Source organism: Marisediminicola senii, assembly GCF_011057645.1.
GTDB lineage: Bacteria > Actinomycetota > Actinomycetes > Actinomycetales > Microbacteriaceae > Marisediminicola > Marisediminicola senii.
Genome location: NZ_JAALGE010000086.1, coordinates 1 through 4,289, shown reverse-complemented (window position 1 = coordinate 4,289; position 4,289 = coordinate 1). Strand labels below are relative to the sequence as shown.

Sequence of the window (4,289 nt, the reverse complement as noted above, 5' to 3'; positions counted from 1 at the left end):
CTCCCGGGCCCCCCCCCTCGCCGGGGCCCCCGAGCCCGCGGTCGGCGCCGCCCCGCCCCCCCTCCCCCCCGCGATGCCCTTCGCCGCCCCCGTGGTCGTGCTCCACGACGGGGCGGTCGCGGCCTCCGGTCCGCCCGCCGAGGTACTCGACGCCGGCCTCATCCGCCGGGTGTGGCGGGTCAGCGCGACCCTGCTCACGCATCCGGGAACGGGCGCACCGGTGATCGCCTACGACGTCGACAACCGCGGGCCGTCCGGCCCCACCCGAGAGGACGCCCCATGACCGGCATCATCGATATCACCTCCCCGGGCGCCACCGGATCCACCGGCACTGCCGGCATCACCGTCCTCGCCGGCGGGGTCGGCGGCGCGCGCTTCGTGCGCGGCCTCCGTGAGCTGCTCTCGAGCGGCAGCGGCGGCGCGACCCCGATCACCGTGATCGCCAACACGGGCGACGACATGTGGCTCACCGGCCTGCGCGTCTGCCCCGACCTCGACTCGCTGATGTACACGCTCGGCGGGGCGAACGACGAGGTGCGCGGCTGGGGTCGCGCAGGCGAGACCGAGCGGGTCAGCGCCGAGCTCACCGCATACGGTGTCGGCTGGCCCTGGTTCACCCTCGGTGACCTCGACCTCAGTACCCACATCGCGCGCACCTCGATGCTGCGCGACGGCCTGACCCTCACCGAGGCGACCGCGCGCATCGCCGAACGCTGGCAGCCCGGCGTCACGCTGCTGCCCGCCACCGACGACGAGGTCGAGACGCACGTCGAGATCGTCGACCCCGAGACCGGCGAATCCCGCCCCATCCACTTCGAGGAGTGGTGGGTGCGTCACCGCGCGCAGGTGCCGGCGGTGCGGTTCATCAATCGGGGAATCGAGCGAGCAAGGGCGACGGATGCCGCGGCATCCGCCATCGCCGACGCCGAGGTCGTGCTGCTCGCCCCCTCCAACCCGGTGGTCTCCATCGGCACGATCGTGGCGCTCCCCGGCATCGCGGAGGCCCTGCGATCGACTGCCGCGCCGGTGGTCGGCGTCTCGCCCATCATCGGCGGATCGGCCGTGCGCGGCATGGCAGACGCGTGCCTGCGCGCGATCGGCGTCGAGACCTCGGCGCTCGCGGTCGGCGAGCACTACGGCGCGCGGTCGGCCGGGGGCATCATCGACGGTTGGCTCGTGGGTGACGAAGACGTGGCGTCGGTTCCGCACCTGTCGGCGGCCGGCATCGCCTCGGCGGCGGCCCCGCTGTGGATGACGGATGTCGCGGCGACGGCAGCCATGGCCGACGCTGCCCTGGCGCTCGCGTCGCGCGTGGCGAGGTAGCGCGGCGAACAGCGCGCGATCGCCCGGTTCAGCGCGGGATCGCCCACCGCGACACGACGAGCGCCGTCGCGGGCCCGACGCCGAGGGTGAGCGCGGTGGCGAGGTCGGGTGCGGTGTCGACGTCCCAGCGCAGCGGCGATTGCTCATCGACCGCGAGCACGGCATGGCCGGCGCGCTCGTGCAGCACCCGCGACCCCTCGCCGTAGTGCGGCACGAGGTCGAGGCCCGCTGCCGCGGTGATCATCGTGGTTCCGGATCCGCCGTGGTCGGGCACGATCCCGAGGTCGACCAGGCTCGCCAGCCCGAGGGCATGGTCGAGGTGGTGCGCAGTGAGCGCGGGCAGGTCGCCGGTGAGCACCGCGGCGCCGGGCTGGTCGTCACCCCCGTGCTGCCGCGCCGCCGTGATCCCCGCCGAGACCGCCGCGTTGATGCCGCCGCCCGGGTCGGCGACCGTGCGCGCACCGAGCGCGGCCATCGCGGCCGACACGCGCTCGTCACCGGTCACGACGACCACCTCGGCGACCGAGGGGCACGCGATCGCCGCGCGCACGGTGTCTTCGGCGAATGCGAGCGCGAGGGCGGAGGCATCCACCACGTCCGGCCGCAGCCGGGACTTCGCGAGCTCCAGCCGCTTGACGGGAACCACGATTCTCCAGCGCACGATCCGACGCTACCGCGCCGAACCGGTCACCCGGCGTCGCTCACTCCTCGCGGGTCAGCGGGTGCGCGATCGTGCGCCACAGCGATGCGGGGTACACGACCGCGAGCAACCTGACCCTGGTGGATGCCGCGGCCGCGATGTCGCGGCGCACCGCCGTCACATCGCCGACGAGATCGCCGGGGCGCGTCAGCGTGGTGGCCGCGTATCCCTCGCGTTCGACGGCGTCGAGCAGCACGCCGAGGTGCCGCCCGCCCACGCCGATGGCCGCGGCCGTCTGCGCTGGCGTCGTGGTGTGGGTGATCGCCACGCGGTGGTCGACCGCCGTGCGCATGACCTCGTGCCAGGCATCCGCCGCCGACGCCTCCCCCGCGCGCAGGCGGGTCACCAGCCGCCAGCGCTGCGACGCGCGCACGAGCGCGGGAACCAGCGACATGCCCAGCAGCGCGAGCACGATCAGCACGGTGCGCGAGAGGGTGGAGTCCTCTTGTGTGGCCGAGCCGACGTCACCGTCGAGCGCACCAGGGTCGACGGGCGCTTCGTCTTCGGGGGCCGCGACGTCGGGGGTGGGCGTCGGTGCGACCTGCTCGTCTTCGGCCGGCGGATCCGGCACGCCCTCGGCGGCGACGTCCGCGTAGGCGGCGAGCTCACCGCGGCCGGGGGTCGGCTCGAACGGGATCCAGCCGATGCCGTCGAAGTACAGCTCGGGCCAGGCGTGCAGGTCGTGCGTCGTCACCTCGAAGTACTCGCGGCCGTCGGCGTTGCTCTCCGGCGACCCCGGCAGAAAGCCCACGGCGACGCGCGACGGGATGCCGAGCGTGCGCGCCATCACGGCCATCGACCCGGCGAAGTGCGTGCAGTACCCGGCGCGCACGTCGAGGAATTGAGCGATGACGTCCATGCCGGTGCCGTCGTAGTCGCCCTCGACCGGGGCGCTCTCCGAGTACCGGAATTCGCTCGAGCGCAGGTACTCCTGCAGCGCGATGGCCCTCTCGTAGTCGGTGCCGGATTGGGCGGCGATGGATGCCCCGGTCTCGGCAATCACGGCGGGCAGGTCATCGGGCAGCGCGAGGTACGCCTCGAGTCCGGGCGCCTGTGACGAGCCCGCCGCCAGCAGCTGCTCGGGTGTCGGCTGCAGGATCGCGCTCTCCACCACGTAGTCCTGCCCGCTCGCGGTGTCGTCGGGGGCCGAGGTCGCGAAGGTCTCGGCATCCCAGTACCAGTCGCTGTCGAGCCCGTTCACGCTCGTCGGCGGGTACGGCAGCGGCAGCCACGTGCTCGTGAGCCGCCGCACGTCGATCGAGCTGGTCTCCTCGGCGCGCGGCACGTCGTCGTCGAGCCCGGGCGCCGCGACGAAGCGCTGTACGTCGTTGGCGGTGTCGGTCTCGCGGTCGGTGGGCTGCCACGCGTCGCCGGTGAAATCCTCGAGGGTGACCAGGCGCAGGTAGTGGCCCTCCCCCGACGCGGTCTCATAGGTCAGCGCGGTGCGCTCCCGGGAACGGCGCAGGTCGTCGCCGAGGCCGAGCACCGGGTTGACGCCCGTCGAGACGCCGCCGGGCAGGGTGTCTGGCACGTCGTCGATCTCGGGGAGCACCGCGGGCACCAGCAGGGCGCCGACGATTGCCGACGCGGCGATACCCGCCGCGATGCCCGGCTGCCGCTGCGGCCGACCGGCCAGCAGCACCGCGAGGTAGGCGACCGCCGCGAGCACGAACACCACAGGGTCGGTCGACCCCGGGGATGTGAAGGCGGGCACCGCGAGCACCGCGACCAGGGGGATGCCGACGAGCGCGGGCGAGCGCAGCGCGATGGCGAGGAAGTCGCACAGCACCGCGAGGATGCCCACGCCGAGGCAGAGCACGAAGATGATCGAGGGTTCGGCGACGGCGGGAACGGCCTGCCGGTAGATGGAGGCCTGCGCCTCCTGCGTGAGCGCCACGAACCGCGCGATGGTGTCGAAGGTCGGGATCACGACCAGTGGGGTGGTGCCCTGCCCGAAGACCGCCGTCACGGCCAGGGTCAGCGCGCCGATGCCCGCGAGCGGTGGCAGCACCCGGTTGCGGGTGCGCGTGCGCAGCCCGGCCGCGGCCCCCAGGGCGATCGACGCCGTGACCACGACCGCACCGATCCAGGCCATCCCAGCCAGCAACACGTGCAGTCCCCAGGCCGAGACGGTGATCGCGACGAGCAGCGCGACGCTGACCTGCCACGCGACGGCCTGCGGGCCGGGCGCACGCTCCGGGCGCACCGCCGCGCTGGTGCCGCGGGGGCGCTGCGGGCCGCCCGCGCCGGGGCGGGGGGGGGGGCC

At 74.2% G+C, this 4,289-nt stretch carries 3 protein-coding genes and 1 pseudogene; 2 read left to right on the top strand and 2 right to left on the bottom strand.

The features are described 5' to 3' along the window. Together G5S38_RS15140 and cofD are read left to right on the top strand one after the other, a co-directional pair. Positions 1-283: pseudogene (locus G5S38_RS15140) on the top strand (hypothetical protein); the annotation flags it as partial. Next, positions 280-1,323 (top strand): 2-phospho-L-lactate transferase, encoded by a 1,044-nt coding sequence (gene cofD, locus G5S38_RS15135; protein ID WP_165070405.1) that lies wholly within the window; start codon positions 280-282, stop codon positions 1,321-1,323. The pseudogene G5S38_RS15140 and the gene cofD, both read left to right, overlap by 4 nt. A 28-nt stretch (positions 1,324-1,351) precedes the next feature. Here cofD and cofC read toward each other — a convergent pair whose 3' ends face one another. After that, positions 1,352-1,984 (bottom strand): 2-phospho-L-lactate guanylyltransferase, encoded by a 633-nt coding sequence (cofC, locus tag G5S38_RS15130; RefSeq protein ID WP_201276713.1) that lies wholly within the window; start codon positions 1,982-1,984, stop codon positions 1,352-1,354. Positions 1,985-2,024: 40 nt separating this feature from the next. Then, on the bottom strand, positions 2,025-4,289 hold a 2,265-nt coding region (locus G5S38_RS15125; RefSeq protein WP_235929122.1), incomplete at its 5' end, for a transglutaminase family protein.